This is a genomic window from Okeania sp. SIO2C2 (assembly GCF_010692625.1).
GTDB classification, from domain to species: Bacteria; Cyanobacteriota; Cyanobacteriia; order Cyanobacteriales; family Microcoleaceae; genus Okeania; species Okeania hirsuta.
Genome location: NZ_JAAHGM010000092.1, coordinates 1 through 21,310 on the forward strand (window position 1 = coordinate 1; position 21,310 = coordinate 21,310).

Annotated in this window: 15 protein-coding genes and 1 pseudogene; 14 read left to right on the forward strand and 2 right to left on the reverse strand. The window is 34.4% G+C overall.

The genetic code is table 11. The annotated features are described in order from the left end of the window. Nucleotides 1–6: 6 nt before the first annotated feature. From F6K18_RS33465 to F6K18_RS33495, 7 genes and pseudogenes are all read left to right on the forward strand, one after another. Nucleotides 7–99, forward strand: a pseudogene (locus F6K18_RS33465) (IS630 family transposase); the annotation flags it as partial. 68 nt (nucleotides 100–167) lie between these two features. Further along, complete coding sequence (locus tag F6K18_RS33470; protein ID WP_287527339.1) at nucleotides 168–413, forward strand: hypothetical protein; 246 nt, start codon at nucleotides 168–170, stop codon at nucleotides 411–413. A gap of 352 nt (nucleotides 414–765) precedes the next feature. Continuing rightward, nucleotides 766–2,817 carry a tetratricopeptide repeat-containing sulfotransferase family protein gene (locus F6K18_RS33475; protein WP_287527340.1) on the forward strand — a complete coding sequence of 684 codons (2,052 nt, stop codon included), beginning with the start codon at nucleotides 766–768 and terminating at the stop codon, nucleotides 2,815–2,817. A 25-nt stretch (nucleotides 2,818–2,842) separates the two neighbouring features. Beyond that, nucleotides 2,843–4,888, forward strand: coding sequence for a tetratricopeptide repeat protein (locus F6K18_RS33480; RefSeq protein ID WP_287527341.1), 2,046 nt, complete (start codon nucleotides 2,843–2,845; stop codon nucleotides 4,886–4,888). A gap of 1,620 nt (nucleotides 4,889–6,508) precedes the next feature. After that, on the forward strand, nucleotides 6,509–7,981 hold the full coding sequence (locus tag F6K18_RS33485; RefSeq protein ID WP_287527343.1) for a glycosyltransferase 61 family protein: 1,473 nt from the start codon (nucleotides 6,509–6,511) through the stop codon (nucleotides 7,979–7,981). Nucleotides 7,982–8,497: 516 nt separating this feature from the next. Then, complete coding sequence (locus F6K18_RS33490) at nucleotides 8,498–10,996, forward strand: tetratricopeptide repeat-containing sulfotransferase family protein (RefSeq protein ID WP_287527344.1); 2,499 nt, start codon at nucleotides 8,498–8,500, stop codon at nucleotides 10,994–10,996. A gap of 89 nt (nucleotides 10,997–11,085) precedes the next feature. After that, nucleotides 11,086–11,331, forward strand: a complete 246-nt coding sequence (locus F6K18_RS33495; protein ID WP_287527345.1) for a hypothetical protein — start codon at nucleotides 11,086–11,088, stop codon at nucleotides 11,329–11,331. A 35-nt stretch (nucleotides 11,332–11,366) separates the two neighbouring features. On the opposite strand, the gene F6K18_RS33500 is transcribed toward F6K18_RS33495, so the two are convergent. Further along, the gene (locus tag F6K18_RS33500; protein WP_287527356.1) at nucleotides 11,367–11,516 is read right to left on the reverse strand and encodes an element excision factor XisI family protein; all 150 of its coding nucleotides are present in this window, start codon (nucleotides 11,514–11,516) and stop codon (nucleotides 11,367–11,369) included. A 78-nt stretch (nucleotides 11,517–11,594) separates the two neighbouring features. Between F6K18_RS33500 and F6K18_RS33505 the strand changes: the two genes are divergently transcribed. From F6K18_RS33505 to F6K18_RS33535, 7 genes are all read left to right on the forward strand, one after another. After that, nucleotides 11,595–13,901, forward strand: coding sequence for a TOMM precursor leader peptide-binding protein (locus tag F6K18_RS33505; RefSeq protein WP_287527347.1), 2,307 nt, complete (start codon nucleotides 11,595–11,597; stop codon nucleotides 13,899–13,901). An 868-nt stretch (nucleotides 13,902–14,769) separates the two neighbouring features. After that, nucleotides 14,770–14,997, forward strand: coding sequence for a hypothetical protein (locus F6K18_RS33510; protein WP_287527349.1), 228 nt, complete (start codon nucleotides 14,770–14,772; stop codon nucleotides 14,995–14,997). 159 nt (nucleotides 14,998–15,156) lie between these two features. After that, nucleotides 15,157–15,627 carry a ribonuclease HI gene (rnhA, locus tag F6K18_RS33515; RefSeq protein WP_192901167.1) on the forward strand — a complete coding sequence of 157 codons (471 nt, stop codon included), beginning with the start codon at nucleotides 15,157–15,159 and terminating at the stop codon, nucleotides 15,625–15,627. 1,034 nt (nucleotides 15,628–16,661) lie between these two features. After that, a complete protein-coding gene (locus tag F6K18_RS33520; protein WP_287527350.1) occupies nucleotides 16,662–17,003 on the forward strand; it encodes a hypothetical protein in 342 nt (113 codons plus the stop codon). 167 nt (nucleotides 17,004–17,170) lie between these two features. Then, nucleotides 17,171–17,545 carry a hypothetical protein gene (locus F6K18_RS33525; protein ID WP_287527351.1) on the forward strand — a complete coding sequence of 125 codons (375 nt, stop codon included), beginning with the start codon at nucleotides 17,171–17,173 and terminating at the stop codon, nucleotides 17,543–17,545. Nucleotides 17,546–18,039: 494 nt separating this feature from the next. Next, on the forward strand, nucleotides 18,040–19,446 hold the full coding sequence (gene mgtE, locus F6K18_RS33530; RefSeq protein ID WP_287527353.1) for a magnesium transporter: 1,407 nt from the start codon (nucleotides 18,040–18,042) through the stop codon (nucleotides 19,444–19,446). After that, the gene (locus F6K18_RS33535) at nucleotides 19,443–19,610 is read left to right on the forward strand and encodes a hypothetical protein (protein WP_161564953.1); all 168 of its coding nucleotides are present in this window, start codon (nucleotides 19,443–19,445) and stop codon (nucleotides 19,608–19,610) included. The genes mgtE and F6K18_RS33535 overlap by 4 nt, the downstream gene beginning before the upstream one ends. Nucleotides 19,611–19,926: 316 nt before the next feature. On the opposite strand, the gene hemC is transcribed toward F6K18_RS33535, so the two are convergent. Then, entirely contained in the window at nucleotides 19,927–20,889 is a 963-nt protein-coding gene (hemC, locus tag F6K18_RS33540; protein ID WP_287527354.1) for a hydroxymethylbilane synthase, read from the reverse strand. Between the last annotated feature and the right edge of the window lie 421 nt (nucleotides 20,890–21,310).

Below are 21,310 nucleotides of genomic sequence, written 5' to 3' on the forward strand. Positions count from 1 at the left end.
GATTAAGAACATGATTTCAGTGCATTAAAAAGAGCCATAATGTATGCTCCTACCCATAAATCTTTAGATGAAATAATCCGTGATTATTGTGTAGCTTAATGTCTCACTCTTAAGTTAAATAACTATAAATATAATAATAATTAGGGTTTGCTGAAAAAGTCTTATGGGTGAGGGCAGGAGTCAGGAGTCAGGAGGAGCGAGTCAGGAGAAATGGGAATTACAGAGGATGTAGTTGGAAGAATTGTCCCTTAATTTTTCTGTCCTTGTCTGCACAAAATGCTAACTTTTTGAGCTTTCTTGGCCGAAAAGCTGGCACTTTTTTCAACCTAAGAAAGCTGAAACTTTTATATGTCAATGCTTTGATAGTTAATCAGCAAGCCCTAATTAATGCTAACCAGCGTGCTAATAATTAAAAAAGTGATTTGGTTCACGTTAATTATTTAATAATTGAAGTGGTATCTAAGTGAAGCATTAATACATGGTAATTGGTATTATTGAAAAGGGAGTAGGGAGTAAGCGGTAGGGAATGGTGGGAAATTTCAGACATTCTCAAAACAATCAAGAAAAGTATTTTTATTATGTCTAATTTAATGAGACCTGATATAACTTATTGAAATACAGCAAATTTTAGGAAGTGTGAGGTACAGTTTGAGACTAATCTATAATTTTTATTCATTCCCTGTTGCCTGTTGCCTGTTGCCTATTCCCTATTCCCTATTCCCTAAAGCATAAAACTTTGTACCTTATCAACTGGAAAACTGCTGTATGTCTAATAATGAAAAGACAAAAAAACTAACAATTAATTTTAATCAAATAGCAGCATCTCATTTGGCCGAAGGAAAGTTAAATGAGGCTTATGCAGCTTGTGTTAAAGCATTAAATAGCCAACCAGAATTTGCACCAGCTTGTAAAACTATGGGAGATATTTTTCAAGCACAAGGCGACATAGAAGCAGCCAAAAATTACTACAATAAGGCTATTCAAATACTACCTAATTTTGCTGAAGCTCATGCAAACCTGGGTAGTATGTATGCCAAACAACAGCAATGGGAACCAGCAATTTCAGCTTACGAAAAAGCCCTCAAAATTCAACCAAATTTAGCAGGAGTTTATCGAAATTTAGCTAAAGTCTGGCATAGAATTGGTCAAGAAAAATTAGTCACAGAATGTAATTATCAAGCAGTTATTCTAGAACCAGAATCATTGACAGCCACAGAACATCTAAATTTAGGAAATAAACTTTTAGAGTTAGATAAAATAGAGGCAGCAATTAACTGTTACCGTCATGCTATTAAAATCAACCCCAATTTATCCGCAGCATATCAACATTTAGGAGAAATTATGAGTCAAAAGGGCGAGTTAGAAGATGCCTTAATAACTTTAAACCAAGGCATAAAATTAACTTCTAAAAATCCTAGACTTTACTACTTATTAGGGACAGTTTTTCAAGAAAAAAAAGAATATGATTCAGCCCACTCCGCCTATAGTAGTGCCATAAAACTCAAACCAGAAAATCATTTATTCCACAAAAAATTAGGAGATGTCTTTCAAGAAAAAGGTGAGCTAGAGCAAGCGATCGCCTGTTACCAAAAATCCCTAGAAATCAACTCTGATTTTTTTTGGTCTTACTACAGTTTAGGTAATATATATACTAAACAACAACGATGGGATGAAGCAATTGATGTTTACCATCAAGCAACTATTATTAACCCTAAATTTCATCGACTTTACTTCTACTTAGGCAATGCTTTTCAACACAAACTTCAAAATGATAAAGCTGTAGACGCGTACCTGAAAGCTATTAGATTAAAGCCAGAACATCCTTGGTTTACCAATTACTCAACATTATGGAAATTTCTGGTAAGTCAACGGCAACTTCAGCCTGTATTTAAGTTATATCAAAACGCCACTCAACTTAATCCAAAGAGTATTTTGTGTTATCTAAACTTAGGAGAAATTTTTACAGAAATGGGAAATATAGATGCAGCAATTACCTGCTATAAAACTGCTTGTTATCATAAAATTTGCCAATCTCATCCAACTTTTGTTGAACAAAACTGGAATTCCCAAAATATTAGGAGACCTCACTTTATTATTATTGGCGCTCAAAAGAGTGGCACAACTTCTTTAGAAAATTATATTGCTCAACATCCTCAAGTAATATCAGCTATTAAGAAAGAAACTCATTTTTGGTATCGAGATTTTGATAAAGGAATTAATTGGTATTTAGCACATTTTCCTCCCATTCCTAAGTCACAAAATTTTATTACTGGTGAAGCTACTCCTAACTATTTAGAATATTATCAATCTGCCAAACGAATATATAGTGAATTTCCTAATATAAGATTATTGGTGATTTTCAGAAATCCTGTAGATAGAGCTGTTTCTCAATACTATCATTGGGTGAGAATAAAGAGAGAAAAACGGTCTTTTGAAGAAGCTATAAATTCTGAATTGGAAATGCTTTTAAAAAGTCCAGATCAACCCCAGGGAAATCGAAACTACTGGCAGCAACAACTAGGAAATTATATAGGTAGAAGTGTTTATATAGAATTTATCCAGAAATGGATGGAAATATTCCCCAGAGAACAATTTCTAATTTTGAAAGGAGAAGACCTTTATGAAAAACCTACTACTACCATGAAGCAAGTTTTTGATTTTTTGGGTTTGCCAGAATATCAACTGCCAAAATATAAAAAATTAAATTCAGGCTATTATCAACCAATTAGTAAACCTTTCCGTCAGAGGTTAAATGAATATTTTCAACCTCATAATCAGAGATTAGAAGAATATCTGGGAAGAAAATTTAATTGGTAATATTAAATCAGGATTCAGGAAAAGTATGTCTTCTACAAAAAATCAAGAAATAGCGACAATTAATTTAAAACAACAAGCAGAAATATATTTATCTCAAGGAAATTTAGATGCAGCTTATGGAGCTTGTTTAAAAGCTCTAGAAATATTACCCAACTGTGGAGAAATTCATAATACTCTAGGTAATGTTCTGCAAAAAACGGGTAAGCTGGAATCAGCTAAAAATTCTTATCTCAAAGCAATTGAAGTAAATCCAAATCTAGCGGAAGCTTATGCAAATATAGGCAGCATAAATGCTAGGCAACAGCAATGGGAACAAGGGATAAAATATTATCAAAAAGCTATTGAAATTAAGCCAGATAAAGCAGGTTTTTATAGGAATTTTGCTAGAGTATGGCAGGGCTTAGGTAAGGAGGATTTAACAACAGAATACACCTATCAAGCACTTATCCTAGAACCAGAATCAGCCACAGCGACAGAACACTTAAATTTAGGAAATCAACTTTCAGAGTTAAGCAAAATAGAAGCAGCAATTGACTGTTACCGTCATGCTATTAAAATCAACCCAAATTTATCAGCAGCATATCAAAATTTAGGAGAAATACTGACTCAAAAAGGAGATTTAGAGTCAGCATTAGTAGTCTTAAACCAGGGAATAAAAATAACTCCAAAAAATCCGAGATGTTACTATTTACTAGGGAAAGTATTGCAACAAAAAAAACAAGATGATTTAGCCATATTTGCTTATATTCGGGCAATAGACTTGAAACCAGATAATCATTTATTCCACAAAAAATTAGGAGATGTTTTTCAAGAAAAAGGTGAATTAGATGAAGCACTCGCTTGTTACCAGAAAGTCATAAAAATCAAGCATAATTTTTTTTGGGGTTACTATAGTTTAGGTCATATATATACTAAACAACAGCGATGGGATGAAGCAATTGATGCTTATCGCCAAGCAACTATCATCAAGCCTAACTTTTTTGGAGCTTACTATCACCTAGCCAATTCTTTCTTGCACAATTCCCAAACAGAGTCAGCGATTACAACTTACTTAGAAGCTGTTAAACGTAAACCAGAAAATTCTTGCTTTTCTCATAATTCAGTTTTATGGAAACATCTGCTAGAAAATCGGCTGGAGGAAGTATTGGATTTATATCAACACGCCACTAAAATGTATCCTAATAGTATTTCATGTCATTTGAATTTAGGAGAAATTTTTACAAAAAGAGGAAACATTAAAGACGCAATTACTAGCTATCAAACAGCCTGTTACAACAAAACACAAAAATTAAACCCTGCCTTTGTAGAAAACCATTGGGATTTTGACAATAAACCGAGTCCAAATTTTATTATTATTGGTTCTCAAAAAAGTGGTACAACTTCTTTAGCAAATTATATTAACCAACACCCACAGGTACTACCAGCCATTAAAAAAGAAACACATTTTTGGTCTGGTCAATTTAATCGAGGAATAGATTGGTATCTGGCTCATTTCCCCCCTATTCCTAAGTCACAAAATTTTATCACTGGAGAAGCTACTCCCAACTATTTAGTCAGTTATAAAGTTGCAAAAAGAATCTATAATTTACTGCCTAATATTAAACTGTTGGTAATTTTCAGAAATCCTGTAGATAGAACCATCTCTCAATATCATCATTGGCGGAGATTAAACTGGGAAGAACGCTCTTTTGAAGTGGCGATTAATATGGAATTAGAAATACTTGAAAGTACTCCCAAACAACCTCAAGGAGATCAAAAATATTGGCAACTACCAGGAAATTATATAGGGAGGGGTGTTTATATAGAATTTATACAGAAATGGATGGAAGTATTTCCTAGGGCACAGTTTTTAATTTTGAGAGGAGAAGACCTTTATCAAGCACCAGATAATACCATGAAGCAAGTGTTTGGTTTTTTAGGTTTGCCACAACATCAATTACCAAAATATAAAAAGTTAAATTCAGGCTCTTATGCACCAATTTCTGATTTGCTACGTCAAAGATTATCTGAATATTTTCAACCGCACAATCAGAGATTAGAGAAATATTTAGGGATGAAGTTTAATTGGTAATTATTTAAGAAGGAATTAGGAAAGACCGAAGTTGGAAAAAGGAAAAAGTGGATGAGGACTCACACCCCAACCAATTTTCATTAATTGATAATGGATAATTGATAATTACCTCTTGTTAAAACCGAGAGGATTGAAAATAAGGAAATATTATTTCTTCTCTTGGTCGATTGGATATGGCGAGGAGACCTCGCCATCCCTCGATAGCTTTTTTCCCCTTAAAAGGGGAGGCTTTAAACCAGAATTATTTAATTATTAATTATTAATTATTCGGTAAATATCCTATAGAACCTATTTGGTATCTTTGCCTGCGTAAAAAAATATTTCAAAGTTGATAAAACTACGTTCCCCTAATGGTACTTAGACATTTTTTGGTAGGAAAAATGCTTCAAAGTCAGTCTAGATAAGGGAATTACGTCGATGCCTTAAAAATGGCTAGAACCCGTGCTTCCATACGGATTTATACCTTTTTGACGTAAAAGCCTCTTCCCATCTATATTTGAGCCTATTTTCTGGCTTTATTTTGTGTAAGTCCCACTAAGCGATAGAACTCCGTTCCGCTACATGATAAAACTACGTTACCCTAGCGCGATCGCACTTCCACTCACTAATTCTCTTTTTCATCTTAATAAGCACCTACGCAGAGCGAATTACTTATCTCAAAAATACACGAAAATTTCTTGACAAGCAACCACCCTATATCTCTTATATATCAATACTTATAATAAATGGCCTATGAAAGCACGATCGCACCCTTTTTACGCTCATTTTTCCTCCTAAATAACTCATTTGAACTTTTTTTGGAAAATTTAGTTTAAATTTCAAATAGATTTGACAATATTTTATAAGCTTAACTTATTAAAAAGTTTTTTTAACCAATTATTAAACCTTAAAAAGCTTACAGATAAAGCTTTTCAGAAGAGAAAACAGGAAGTATATTTTCTATAGAACCCATTTATCTTTGATTCTCGCCACTACTTGTAATACCAAAATACTGTGGATGGGAACTCACACCCCAAGTAATTGTAAATATTCTATAGGAGGCGGGATATTCAACTCAAAACAAAAAGATAATTGTTGGTTTGTCGTTAGTCATTAACTATTTGTTTTTAGGAGTTATTAAAAATATGTCGGATGTAAATATTGAACAAGTAAGGACTGAAGGACTGAAAAAGTCAAAAGTGGATGAGAACTCACACCCCAAGTAATTGTAAATATTCTATAGGAGGCGGGATATTCAACTCAAAATCAAAAGATAATTGCTGGTTTGTCGTTAGTCATTAACTATTTGTTTTTAGGAGTTATTAAAAATATGTCGGATGTAAATATTGAACAAGTAAGGACTGAAGGACTGAAAAAGTCAAAAATGGATGAGAACTCACACCCCAAGTAATTGTAAATATTCTATAGGAGGCGAGATATTCAACTCAAAATCAAAAGATAATTGCTGGTTTGTCGTTAGTCATTAACTATAGCTTGGAAAAAGTCAAAAGTGGATGAGAACTCACACCCCAAGTAATTGTAAATATTCTATAGGAGGCGAGATATTCAACTCAAAATCAAAAGATAATTGCTGGTTTGTTGTTAGTCATTAACTATTTGTTTTTAGGAGTTACTGAAAATATGTTGGATGTAAATAATCAAAAAATATCCGTATTTCATTTAAAGCAAAAAGCTGAAATATATTTATCTCAAGGAAAGTTAGATCGAGCTTATGATACTTGTTCCCAAGCTTTAGAAATTTTGCCAAACTGTGGGGAAGTTTATAAAACTCAGGGCAATATATTGCAAAGAATGGGGAAGTTGGAATTAGCTAAAAATTTTTACAGAAAAGCGATTAAATATAATCCAAATTTAGCAGAAGCTCATGCAAATATGGGTAGTATCTTTGCTAGGCAACAGCAATGGGAAAAAGCGATAAAATATTATGATAAAGCTATTAGTATTCAACCACATTTTGCCGGATTTTATCGAAATTTAGCTAAAATATGGCAAAGCTTAGGTAAGCATGAGTTAACAAAAGAATGCACTCATAAAGCACTTGATTTAGAAGCTAAATATGAGCAGAAGATAAGTAAGATAGAAATATTTTCAGCTACTGAAGTAAATATGCTAGCTTCTCAAACAATTGAAAAACAAACTCATCACATTTTTAGAAGTAGAAAAGTATATTCACAATCAGCATTTGTCACAGTAGTACCTGGAGGAAAAGGTTATATTAACACGGGAGTTACCGCAGTAATAACCTCTGAAAATAAGCTAGTATCAGAAGTTTCTACAAGAAATGCTGAATTAATTATCTATTCGTCAGAACTACCATCTATCTATAATATAGAAGGAACAGTTGCTTTATTATCAATAAAATGGGGTAAAAATAATTATTTTCATTGGATGTTTGATATAGTAACTCGAATTCATTTACTACTTCTTAGTAGCTTGAAAATAGATAAATTCGTAGTTAATCAATGCCAGAAAAAATTTCAAAGAGAAACTATAGAATCTTTGGGTATATCCCAAGACAAAATTATAGAAAGCGAAATTTATCCCTATATACAAGCTGAAAGATTATTAGTTCCTTCTTTCTCTTATTCCGATGGAAAATATCTGAGAATCCCTAAGTGGGGATGTGATTTTTTAAGAAATTCATTTTTGTCAGAGGAAGCTAAAAAAACAAGATATTATCAAACAGAAAGGATATATATTAGTCGGAAAGAATCATCACGACGACGAGTAGTTAATGAGGAAGAAGTAATCAGTTTTTTAGATAAATTTGGTTTTGAAAGTATTACTTTAGAATCAATGTCTGTTGCAGAGCAGGCAACATTATTGGCTAGTGTTAAAGTTGTAGTAGCACCTCATGGTGCAGGATTAACTAACCTTGTATTTTGTAGTTCTGGCACTAAAGTTATAGAATTTTTTGCTCCTGAATATATAGTTAAATACTATTGGATAGTTAGCAATGTATGTGGCTTGGAATATTACTACTTATTAGGTGATGAATTTGATAAAGACTTTTCTTGTCAACCATCCCATAAAGATATTTTTGTTAATTTGCAGAAACTATTAGACTTAATGAAGCTTGCAACAATTATTTAACTCGTTGCGCTCTCAGGAAGAAGACTAATAATGCTAATGATATAATCATTAATGAAATGAGTATGGGTCATTTCAGTTATCAGTTATGGGTGCATTTCAATTTTGAATAAAGCCAAAAATTTATCGCTTTTAGGCAACAGGCAACAAACAACAGAGAATACATAGGAAAAAAGTATTTTTGCAAATATGAGATGCACCCTCAATTATCAGTACCTCTGCAATAAGGAGGCAAGAAAATACGGAATTATCTTTTTTTATCCCCTTATAGCAATTATTAAAAGTAATGCTATACTTAGGTGACACTTCAGTTATTAAGTTATTAACACTAACTCGATCATTTTTTGCTAATTAGCAGCCCAGTTAATGTTAATTATTCTTATGTTTACTTCTATCTGTACGGAAGTTGCATGCAACGTCCCTACCTACTCTCCTACTCAATAAATTGTATAAATTTTTTTGAGAAATTGTATTAAAAGGGGAGGCTTTAGACCACGATTTTTCGGTAATATTAAGTTAATGGAAAACCCAGAGGCAGCAGCATTAAAATTTAACGAAGAAGCAGAACATTATCTAACTCAAGGAAATTTTGAAAAAGCTTATGAGACTTGCTTAAAAGCTTTAGAATTAGTTCCAGATTTTGCACCTGCTAGTAATACAATAGGGAAAATCATGGAAAAAATAGATGCCTTAGACTCAGCTATTGATTGGTATAAAAAAGCTATCGAAAAACAACCAAACCTAGCTGAACTTCATGCAAATTTAGGTAAAATTTATGTAAAACAACAGCAGTGGCATAAAGCTGTTACTTGCTACGAAATAGCCACTAAACTACAACCAAATTTTGCCAGTGCTTATAGTGCCTTAGCACAAATATGGCATCAAATAGATAAGCCAGAATTAGCTGCCTCTTGTTGGTATAAAGCACTGAATTTAAAACCAGAATGGGTAACAGATTTAGAATATTTTAAATTGGCAAAAACTCTATTAAAATACCAGCGAAAGAAAGAAGCGATCGCCTGTTACAAACAAGCACTTAAATTAAATCCAAATCTATCCCAAGCACATCATAATTTGGGAGAAATTTATAGTGGCGAATCAAATTGGCAAGAAGCTATATTAAACTACCAAAAAGCTATTCAACTTAATCCCAAATTTTCCTGGTCTCATCACAGCTTAGGCAAAGCTTTCGCCAATATTCAGCAGTGGGAAAAAGCAATTTCCTCTTATGAACAAGCAGTTCAACTAAACCCTGAAGCTACTGTTACTTATCATTGTCTTGGAGATGCTTTAGTCAATCAAAAAAAATTAGATGCAGCAATTACTGCTTATCAAAAAGCCATAGAATTACAGCCTGAAATTTGGGTGCTTCATCATAAATTAGCAAATATTTTTCAAGAAAAAGAGGAATTAGAGCCAGCCATCCTTGCTTACCATCAAGCTATTCAATTAAATCCAGATTTTCTCTGGTCTTACTACAGTTTAGGAGAAACATTAATCAAGTTACAAAGGTGGAATGAAGCAGTAGTAGCTTTTCTTTATGCCTTTAAAATTAATCAAGATTTATCAAATATCCATGAAAAATTAGGATATGCCCTCGAACAACAATCTCAATCAAATTTACCAGAAACTATTCACTATTATTCCCAGATTATTCAAAATCCCCACGAACAAAAATCTAGCCCCATTAAAGAATTATCAATTCAGCCAGAAGCACCAGAATTTTACTTAAAATTAGGAAACTTACTAGGACAGAAAAATTTATTTAATGCAGCAATAATAATTTATAACCTCGGTTTGCAAGTCCAGCAAAATCATCCAGAAATTACTAGTAAACTGACTCAACTAGAAAAGAAAAAAAATCAACTAGACCAGGAACTTACTAACTGCCAAAATACCGTCAACAAAAATCCCAAAAATTTCCGTTCTCACTATCAACTAGGCAACATATTCTTCAAACTTCAGAGATTCGACAAAGCCATAACAACTTATATAAAAGCCATTCAACTCAAACCTGAATATCCCTGGTTTTTCTTCTATTCAAACTTATTAAATTTTATAATTAAACAAGGAAAGCTCCAACAAGTATTAGAATTATTTCAAAAAATTACTCAAGAAAACCAAGACAGTATTTGGTCTTACATTAACCTCGGAGAAATTCTCACAGCAATAGGAAACTTAGATGCAGCAATCAAAAATTATCAAACTGCCTCCTACAACAAAACCCGTCAACTTCATCCTTCCTTTGTTAAACAACATTGGAATTTACAAAATGCTAGAGGTCCTAACTTTATCATTATTGGCGCTCAAAAAAGTGGTACAACTTCACTAGAAAATTATATTGCTCAAAACCCCCATGTTATACCAGCAATAAAAAAAGAAACTCATTTTTGGTATCGAGACTTCAACAAAGGAATTAATTGGTATTTTGCCCACTTTCCTCCAATTCCTAAATCAGAAAATTTTATCACCGGAGAAGCAACCCCTAACTATCTAGAAAATCATCAAGCTGCCGAGCGAATATACAATGTATTTCCAGAAGTCAAACTATTAGTAATATTGAGAAATCCTATAGATAGAGCCTTCTCTCAATACCATCATTGGATTAGACTAAATTGGGAAGACCGCTCCTTTGAAACAGCGATAAATTCCGAGTTAGAAATACTCAGAAAAAATCCCGAAAAACCAGAGGGAGGCAAAAATTATTGGCAGCAACCAGGTAACTATATAGGGCGTGGTATTTATATAGAATTTATCAATAAATGGTTAGCAATATTTCCCAGAGAACAACTACTGATTTTAAAAGGAGAAGACCTTTATGAGAAACCTGTAGAAACAATGAAACAAGTTTTTGAATTTTTAGGGTTGCCAGAACATCAACTGTCAGAATATAGAAAGTTAAACCCTGGTTCTTATTCACCAATAAGTAATGAGATGCGCCAGAGGTTGAATGAATATTTTCAACCTCATAATCAGAGGTTAGAGGAATATTTAGAAACGCAGTTTAACTGGGAATAAAAATTAACTTGCTTCAGTTTTGTAGAATAGTTAAAATCAAACTAAATTACATTGAACAGTATCGTCATTTTTAATATAAGGAGTAGTTTATGGCAAGAAAAATCTTAAAAGGTAAAGATGCAAAAATGCTCGAAAAGCCTCTAAAAAAAGATATTAAATGGACTCCAAAAAAATTAACTCTTGCCGGAATAGGTTTATTAATTCCTTATACTGCAATTGTCGTCTATATCATATCTTCTGGAGTACCTTTAGGTTTAATAATTGTGATGATAGCAATTCCTGTAATATTTTTCGGGGGATTTTCTCTACTATATTATTTAACAAGAAATTTATGAAATAGCTTTGTTGCACGAATATATCTAACCCTCTATTAAATCAGTGTTATAGATCGACCATTTATTATATCCTTAGCAATACCATCTTCCAAACCACCCCGATGTATCCATAGTTTATCCCCAATAATTTCTATATGAACTAAACATTCATGAACTTGTATATCGTCCTCCCATTCTTGAGTAATTAATCAAAAATTATTCAATCAACCCTCCATCATTCCCTTTGTAGAATCAAATTATTTTGGCAAGAAAATTTGAAAAATATGCTCAATCAACCTAGTTTTAATCCTGCTTACTTAATTGAAACTCTCGAACCAGATACGGTATTTTTCATATCTGAAAGAGAATCTGTCTGTTTACAAGACCCACTTTATTATCGTTTAGTTCAGTTAATTGATGGTAAACGTAATGTTGATGAAATTATTGATATTCTGCAATTAGAAATTCTACAAGACCAAGAATTAACACCAGAAAATCCTAATTTTTTCCAAGATATTCTGAATCTCAGTATTAAAATTCAACAAGCTCTGTTTCAATTAAACAAACAAGGGTATCTATTAGAAAATAATGAATTGTTACCGTCTAATTTAGCTATTTTTTGTCATCATCTTCAGATTTCTCAGTCTCAAGCTTATAATCAATTACAATCGACTAAAGTTACTGTCAAAACATTAGGTTCAGTAACAGATAAAGATTTTATTCCCCTGTTAAAATCTTTTCAGATTCAAGTGGCTGATTCAGGAGATTTAACGATTATTTTGACTGACGATTATCTCCATCCTAACTTAGATGAATTTAACAAACAGACTTTAGCTTCTCAAACTCCTTGGATGTTAATCAAACCATTAGGAACTATTGCTTGGATCGGACCTTTATTTCAACCCGATCAAACAGGATGTTGGGATTGTTTTGCACAGCGTTGGCGAGATAATCGACCGATTGAAGAGTTCATTAATAGAAAGAAAGAGGAAGCAAAACTTTTAACTTCCCCCCTGGGTTTTTCTCAGGCAACAATCCAAACAACTTTAACCATAGCTGCAACAGAAATTTTTAAATGGATTATCCAAAAAGGCAATCCTAGATTAGCAGGAAATCTGATTACTTATGACCATCTAACTCTACAAACTCAAAACCACATTTTAGTTAAACGCCCTCAATGTTTTAGTTGCGGAAAAGTCTTTAATAAACAACCTTTACCTGTAGTTTTAGGGCATCGAAAAAAAAGCTTCACTGCCGATGGAGGACATCGTTTTTGTTCTCCTGAAGAAACTTTGAGAAAGTATCAATATCATATTAGTCCCATCACGGGTGTGGTGCGAGAATTAGCTAAAATTTCCACTCAAGGATTACTTCATACTTATGTTGCTAGACATCATTTTCGTAATGTTTTTGACGATTTAGATGGCTTGCGTAAAAATATGGGAGGAAAAAGTTCGGGGAAAGGAAGAACTGATATTCAAGCAAGAGCAAGTGGCTTTTGTGAGGCGATAGAACGTTATTCTGGGGTATTTCAAGGAGATGAAATTAGGGAGCAAGGGAGTTATGAAAAGTTGGTAGAAAAAGCTATTCATCCAAATCAGTGCATGATTTTTAGTGAGGAACAATACCAAAATCGAAAAGAGTGGAATTTTGAGTGTAAAGGGTGGTTTCAAAAAGTACCAGAACCCTTTGATGAAACTAGAGTAATTGATTGGACTCCTGTATGGTCTTTAACTGCTCAAGAGTTTAAATATTTACCTACTTCTTACTGTTACTATGGATATCCTGAATCTGATTCTTCTGATTTCTTAGATTGTTGGGCTGATTCTAATGGTTGTGCGGCGGGAAATACGATAGAGGAAGCAATTTTACAAGGGTTTATGGAGTTAGTAGAACGGGATTGTGTGGCTTTATGGTGGTACAATCGTTTGTCCAAACCTCAAGTAGATTTAGACAGTTTTAAACAACCTTATTTTCAGCAGTTAAAACAATATTATCAAAGTCTGAATCGGGATTTATGGGTGTTAGATATTACGAGCGATTTGAATATTCCTTGTTTTGCTGCTATTAGTTATAGAAATGATAGAGAAGTAGAAGATATTGTATTAGGATATGGGGCGCATTTTGACCCAGAAATAGCTATTAGTCGGGCGTTAACTGAGGCGAATCAAATATTACCTAATGTACTATCTTTTAGGGATGATGGAACAACTAATTATCCCCCTTCTGCTGATATATTAGCACTTAAATGGTGGCAAACTGCAACTTTAATCAATCAACCTTATCTAGTTCCTAATAATCAAATTATGTCGAAAAAAAGTAACGATTATTTTCAATTAGCTAGTGACGATCTATTAAAAGATGTTAAATTGTGTCAGCAAATTGTTGAGAAAAATGACATGGAACTGTTAGTATTAGACCAGACTCGTAGTGATATTGGGTTGAGGGTAGTTAAGGTAATTGTTCCAGGGATGCGTCATATGTGGAAGCGATTAGGGTTAGGAAGATTGTATGATGTTCCTGTAAAAATGGGATATTTGAAAGAGTCTTTAACGGAAGAACAATTAAATCCTTTTCCCATGTGGATGTAAATTTTTAGTAATATCATGTCCGATTGAATACTTATCAATAATCAGGGAAGAGTCAGGAGTTATATCATGTCCAGTTGAATACTTATCAATAACGACGGAGGAATCAAGAGTTAGGAATTAGGAGTCACGAGAGAAGAATAAGAAGAAGGAAGTTTTTTATCACTAATTGAACGGACATGATATAAGTTACTCTCATTAAGTTTTAGTAGAGTTAATGATCAAGAAAAATAATTAACAATTCTCTCTTTTTAAGGGGATGAAAATTAAAATATTCCTGATTTAAAGCTACTGATTTCACGGGATAGTCACTGATAACTGAAGTCTGCAGTTCTTCCGGAGGAAGCTAACTGATACCGTAGCTCCTCTATAAAGAGGCTAACTGATAACTGAATTGACTGCTGGGCTTAAAGATGGCCATAGGGGAACTGAACTGAACTCTATTCTATCACCTATTCATGCAACAAATCCCTAGAAGCTTTAGAAAATAGACAAACTAAAATGACCGAAAACCTTAATATAATAAATATGTTAAAAACTATTCTGATAATACCTATAATGATAAGTTACATAATAGTATTTAAAATACCTGGAATAGGATTAATAATAATAAAGAATCTAATAAATTAGACTGAGTTTCTCAAGTTAATGAATCCAGGTAAGAACCAGGAATCAAACTGAAAATTTTCACCTAAAGATTTAGCCAAATCAATTTCACCAGATTTTTTTATATTTTCCTTTCCATTCAACCCAATCATTTTCAATATTCAATAACCTTGGCAACTTTTTCACAAAATTAAAAAAAGTTGGTGGGAAATTATTCAAATTTTTCCAGTAAAATTTAAACCTATTATAGCAAATTGATAAATGTTTGCTACAAATAGCTAGGGTATTTTTTAGGAGTCAACCCACCCCTAACCCCTCCCAGGAGGGGACCCAGGAGGGGAAGTCAGGAGGACCGAGTCAGAATGAATTGCTTCAATACCAATTTTTAGGTCATAAATTATCTTTTTCTCTTGGTGCGCTACCAGGTACTACTGGTGTCGTCGCGGGGTCGCACCGCTCTCTTGGTCGATTGGATATGGCGCAGGTTTCCTAGCCATCCCACCCTACGGGAAGCTGCGCTAACGACCGCTTTGTCAAAGAGACATTTCCTGTACTTGTATTTTAGTCACACTTATATTACTTATTACTGTGCATGACTACCATTCCACTCTATGATTATCTATAAGAAATTACTTGGTAAAAAGGAATCAAAATGACAGAAAAAATCCCAGAAGTTACTATCTATACTGATGGTGCTTGTAGTGGCAATCCTGGTCCTGGTGGGTATGGTATAGTTATTATTACTGATAAACAGCGCCAAGAACTATCTGGTGGTTATAAGTTAACTACTAATAACCGCATGGAATTAATGGCAGCAATACTAGGACTTCAAACCCTAGAATCTGCCTGTGATGTTACTCTTTATACTGACTCTAAATATATAGTTGATGCCATTACTAAAGGTTGGGCAAAACGCTGGCGAGCTAATGATTGGAAACGGAATAAAAAAGATAAAGCAATGAATCCCGATCTATGGGAAAAATTATTAGATTTATGTAACCAACATCAAGTGGAATTTTTTTGGGTGCGCGGTCACTCTGGCAATATAGAAAATGAGCGATGTGATAAGTTAGCAGTGCAAGCATCACAACAACCGAATTTACCGCAAGACTCCGGTTATTAAAATATGACTGATGTAAGAGTGTGGGGACTGCTTGCCCCAAACTCATCTTTCAACCTGCACCTTCTGCACCTTATATCAAATCCGGTAGCATTGGTGTAATTAGATTCATAGTGTGGAGAGATGTGAAGATAAAAAAAGATTTGGCAATGGCGCTGTTATGAAACATTTTTTTAGACCGAACCCGAGCGGATTTGATATTAGACATAAATTCTGGTACTCCCTGAATACCAAGATTTAACTGAAAGACAACACCAGCACCAGACTCCTCTGTTGTCAGGCGATCACCAAGTATTTAGTATTTTTTTCTTCTTTAAAAAACCGACTTTAAACCTTCATTATATAGAATCCGGTTATACAGTATATATTTATAGTTCTATCCATACTTCAACCTCCCCACCTCCCCACCTCCCCACACTCTTTATCTCTGCCAACTATATAATAAGTATTCAACCGGATTTGATATTATTCGGCAAGATAAAATCTCATCAATCGGAAATTATTTGAAGTCTTGAGTAAGAAAATATCTCTGAGGTGAGAGATATTATTTTTCTGATTATCTATTTACATAATATTAACCTTTACGAGGAACATAAACTAGCCTATTATCTGAGTATTGGTACTGATTTTTTTCAAACAATAACTATTCAAAAAATGTCTGAAACCTGATGTTCAAAATTCTTATTATCTAGTTTTTTATTGAGAAACTAAGCCATGGACTACCAACTGCTAATTTCTGGCATATATAGATGAGCGATTGTTAAAGTTTTCAATTATAATTATTAATTTTATAGCTGATAAATAACTGTTATTTATCCATTGTGATTTTTTCGATCTATTGATAATAATATTAATTGTTGATTAATAGCAATTAAACTTGATATTACTTGTTTATTCTTCCACCTTCGTGATTATTTATAAATAACTTGACATTTATTACTTTCCTTGTATAATTATTGAATATCTCATAATCTGTGATCAAACTGTACAATATTTAGATCGAGAAAGATATTAATGATTTTAATGTGAGGTAAAATATGAATAACAAACTAATTATTATCATATTTAGTATTATATTTTCTTTAATTAATCCTGGGGTTGCTCAGTCGCAAGAAGTATTACAAGAAATTAAACAAACTGGTGTACTGAAAGTCGGAATGAGAAAAGATGCGGCTCCTTTTGGTTATGTTTATAGTAGTAACTGGGAAGGAATTTACATAGAATTAATGAATGGGTTTAAAAAAAATTTAGAAGAAAAATTAAACATAAATATTAGTATAGAAAAATTAGAAACTCTTCTTGATGAAGAATCAGAAAAAGGTCGTCACCGCAGCGTAGCTAATAAGCGAGTTCATCTAGAATGTAGAATGTGGTCCTAATACTATTAGAAAAAATCCACCAACAGGAGTCATTTATTCCAAACGTTTCTTCACCACTGGTAAATATTTAATGATGAAGCCAGACAGAAGACTAACAGTTAATCCTGATGGATTTATGGAAGGAATTTTAATTGGAGTTCTCAATGATTCTCTGACAAAAGAATTCATTGAATAGTCGATACCAACTAGCAGACCAAAAGGTTTATCAACGAGCGTCGGGAAGAGAAACTGCTGTGAAAGATGCTGTTGCAGGTACTATTGATGCTTTTGCTAGTGATGGTATTTTATTAGTAGGAGAAGCTTTCCGGAAAGGATTAAAGGAAACTCAATATTCAATAGAACCAAATCGACCACTTACCTGTATTTCATACAGCATGATTTTACCCGCCAATGATTCAGAGTGGGAAAAAACAGTCAATGAATATATTCGCGTTAAACTTTCCATTAGTCAAATTACAGATATTTTAACCAAATTAGCAGGAGCAACATCTCCATTTATAGGCGTGACTATTTCTGCTGCTGATAAATGTAGTGGGTTATAGAACCCATTTAATCGCTATCTATTTATATAGTTATAGTTAAAGATAGGGAGTAGGGGAGTAGGGGAGATGGGAGAATTTTTCGGTAGTTGTGCATTTTCATGGGTCGTGCATTGTCATTATTTTTGTTACCAGAACAGTGGGAGCATCTTGCCCCCATGCCAGGCATTCCTTGTTCTTGTATACCATTACGCGACCAGGACTACCCATTTTTCTACCTTTTTCCCCTCTTCTCTAACTGAATCTCCTAACTTCTGACTCGGTCTTCCTAACTCCAGTAGCTAAAAGCACATACCGCGTGCATAGATACCAAATGGGTTCTATAAAAAAACAGGAAGAAGAAATTAAGCCATCCTGCCTCTTCCTTCTTCCTTCTTCCTTACCTTTGCTATACAATACTGATGCTACCGGACATAATATGATTACCTGGTAACGAGCAAAAAGTTCATTTAGCCTCTAAACTAGATTCAGCAATCTATATATTAGGAGGGTTAGCTTTGACTGAAGATAATAACTATTCATCCCCTTCCATAGCTACTATTTCTCGTCAAGAATTACGGGAGTTAGTTCGATCACAACTTCAAGCTCTGTTAGAACAAGATAACTTATCTGGAGCTAAAGCGATGTTAGTTCCTGTACAACCAGCTGATATTGCCGAAGCGATCGAAGGTTTACCAGAAACAATGCAAGTCATCGCATTTCGCTTGCTTTCTAAACGTGAAGCAATCGAAGTTTATGAACAACTAGACTCCAGCGTACAACAGTCTCTGTGCGAAAAGTTCAAACGCCAAGAAGTTATAGATATCGTTGATCAAATGTCACCTGATGACCGTGCTAAACTATTTGAAGAATTGCCCGCAACCGTTGTCAGACGTTTATTAGGTCAACTTAGCCCTGCCGAACGCCAAGCTACAGCGCAGCTTCTGGGTTACAACTCTGGAACAGCAGGACGGATAATGACTCCGGAATACATCTCCCTCAAAGAAGAATATACAGTTTCTCAAAGTTTAGAACGTATTCGCTCATTAGCTCACGTTACTGAAACAGTTTATTCTCTATATGTGACTGACACTAACCGTCATCTCACAGGTATTCTGTCATTGCGAGATTTAGTCACTTCTCAACTCAACCAAACCATCAGCGAAATTATGAGCCGTGATTTTGTCTGTGTGCAAACTGGTACTGACCAAGAAGAAGTTGCTCGTATTATTCAGCGTTACGACTTTTTGGCAATACCAGTAGTAGATAGCGAACAACGACTCGTGGGTATCATTACCATTGATGATGTTCTCGATATTTTGGAACAGGAAACTACCGAAGATATTTATGCTCTAGGTGGCGTACAGTCTGAAGGTGATAACTATTTCCAGGTAAATCTATTTACTGCTGCTCGCAGAAGAGTGGTCTGGTTATTTGTGTTACTGCTGACAAATAGTGTGACAGGTGGAATTATTACAGCACAAGAAGATATTCTGAAAAAAGTAGTTGCCTTAGCAGCATTTATTCCATTGTTGACTGGTACTGGAGGGAATGTGGGAGCGCAATCTTCCACTGTTGTGATTAGAGGTATGAATACCGATGAAATTTGGAAAATAGGGCCATTTAAAGTGATTCTGCGTGAAGCTGCTGCTGGCGCAATACTTGGGAGTGTTCTCGGTTTGTTAGCAACAGTTTGGGCTTTCCTGTTTATTGTCAATGGTAATTTAGAAGTGTCAGTGACAGTGGGTGTAAGTTTGCTGGCAATCTCAATTTTGGCTTCTGTTGCTGGTTCGTCTTTGCCATTCCTGTTTCGTTCATTTGGGTTAGACCCCGCCTTAATGTCAGCACCGTTTATTACTACTGCTGTAGATGTTCTCGGTGTTTTGATTTATTTCAACTTGGCACGAGTAATTCTACAAATATGAAAAAGTGTCGGGGCGGGTTTCAAGGTTGGGCAAAAATTGTTATACCTAGCTATTTATATTTAATATCATGTCCGGTAGCATCAGTATTGTATAGCGAAGCTAAGGAAGAAGGAAGAGGGAAGAGAAAAGAGGGAGGAAGACTATTGAGCAAGAAAAAAACCTAAATTTCCTGTAGATATTCACTCTTGGGTTTACACAAACAATACCAATGGACATGATATAAAACCCGCCATGACAAATTTTAAATATATTATGCTGCCACGGTTCATATATCAGAACTTACGCAAGTACGCTATATATAGTTTTTAATAACTATGATATGTCTGTATTTAGTTAGTAAATTTGACCAGTGCCGTAAAACTATGTTATACTGTGGCCAGATAACTTTTGTTGGGCTACATGATCACGTCATCAACAAAACATTTAAGACTGAAGAATCCCGCGTTGTCGCGTAAGCGCAACGTCGGGAGTATATCAAAACTAACTACGGTCAATTTCTGCCAAAATTTTATCTAAGATTTCTTGGGCACCTTGTTTTCTCAATTTTTGAGCTAATTCAATACCTATTTGTTCTGCATCAGAGGCAGCACCAGTAACAATATCCTTAACTAATTTCTGACCATCTAAACTAGCAACAATGCCAGTTAAAGTCAGTTGTTCCTCTTCTATTTTAGTATTGACACCAATCGGAACTTGACACCCACCTTCCAACTCTCTCAAAAAAGCACGTTCGGCATAACATCTTTGAGCCGTGGAAGTATGTTCCAGACTCTTCAATATATCAAGAATATCATGATCTCCGTCACGACATTCTATTCCTAAAGCACCTTGCCCAACTGCATGAAGAGAAACTTCTGGCGGTATAACCTGATGAATGCGATCGCCCATACCCAATCTATGCAAACCAGCAAAAGCTAAAATTAGGGCATCATACTCTCCAGCATCTAATTTTGCTAATCTAGTATTGAGATTACCACGAACATCCTTAAATTCAAAATGGGGGTAATGGTGGCGGAGTTGTGCCAAACGTCTCAAGGAAGATGTACCAATAACAGCACCTTCTGGCAAAGCTTCAAGTTGTTTATCTTTAAACTTTTCATGGACGACTAGAGCATCTGCTGGGTTTTCCCGTTCGGTAACACAACCTAAAACTAGACCTTCTGGAAGATTTGTAGGTAAGTCTTTGAGAGAATGAACTGCTAAGTCAGTTTCGTTTTGCAGCATTCCCAACTCTAGTTCCTTGGTAAAAAGTCCTTTGTCCCCAATTTTTGCTAAGGCCACATCCAGAATTTTGTCCCCCTGAGTAGACATGGTGTGGACTTCAAATGTAATATTTGGGAAATTTTTCTGGAGTTCTTCTTGTACCCAATAAGTTTGAACTAAAGCGAGTTGACTTTTGCGGGAACCGATCCGAACGGTACGAGTAGGGGCAGATACTGTCATATCTTAATAATTTCGAGTAAATAATTGTGGTCATTCTTTCTATAATACCGTAAAAAGGGGCCTAATATAGCGCTACGCGCAAGTCAGAAGTCAAAAGTTAAAAGTTAAAGCAGTTAATTCTGGCTCAAAAAATTTATTGCTGGCTCAGTTGCAGTTAATTCTGGCTCAAGTATAAATCTAGTTGCAATTAATTCTGGCTGAAAAAGTTCCTTATTGCTGGCAACTACAACTAATTATCCAAAGCTTCGCTAACGTTGAACTGGGTTTATGCCATACCAGGAGAAGGTTTTATAGCATTTTGAAAAAAGAATGTTACGAATAGTAAGAGGGATAAAAATAATTTTCAGGAGACATCCCTTTGACAAAAAAGATGATTTCCAACCTAAAAAGTGGTATTGAAGCCATTCCCATACGACTCCTG